Annotated in this window: 1 protein-coding gene; it reads left to right on the forward strand. The window is 64.3% G+C overall.

What is annotated here, in order from left to right; genetic code table 11:
• Positions 1 to 718: nitrate/nitrite transporter (locus JNK74_28700; GenBank protein MBL7650164.1), on the forward strand; the 718-nt coding region annotated here is incomplete at its 5' end.
• Positions 719 to 754 lie beyond the last annotated feature (36 nt).

Genomic DNA, 754 nt, shown 5'->3' on the forward strand with positions numbered 1-754 from the left:
GTGGTTCGGCATGGACAATATCGCCACGGTCAAGGCCGGTTTTGCCGAGCAGGTGGCGATCTTCCGCCACAAGCATCAGTGGCTGATGAGCTGGCTGTATACCGGCACCTTCGGTTCGTTCATCGGGCTGGCGGCCACGTTCCCGATGCTGGTCAATACCGCGTTTCCGAACGCCAACGCCTTCAAATTCGCTTTCGTCGGCCCGCTGCTGGCGGCGCTGATCCGCCCGCTTGGCGGCTGGCTGTCGGATCGGATCGGCGGCGCGATCATCACTTGCTGGGTATTCGTGGCGATGGCGGCGGCCTCCTTCGGCGCGCTGCTGTTCCTGCCGGGGCTGAACGGCGGCGACGGCAATATGAGCGGTTTCATCATCATGTATCTGATCTTGTTCGTCGCGGCGGGCATCGGCAACGGCTCCACCTTCCGCATGATCCCGATCATTTTCCGCGTCCTGCGCCAGCGGCAGTTGCACGGGGCGGACCGCGCGGGTCTGGAGCAGGCGTCGCGCCTGGCCGCGACCGAAGCGGCCGCCACGCTCGGCTTCAGTTCGGCGGTGGCGGCGTTCGGCGGCTTCTTCATCCCCATCGCCTACGGCGCGTCCATCGACCTGACCGGCGGCTATCAGGCGGCGCTGGTGGTGTTCGCGCTGTTCTACCTCAGTTGCCTGTTCATCACCTGGCGCTGGTACGCCGGCAAGAACGTGGAAGCGCCGTGCTGAAGCGGATTTGACCCCTTTTTAAATGGCTTGTTGAGG

The organism is Candidatus Hydrogenedentota bacterium (assembly GCA_016791475.1).
In the GTDB taxonomy this organism is placed as follows: Bacteria; Hydrogenedentota; Hydrogenedentia; order Hydrogenedentales; family JAEUWI01; genus JAEUWI01.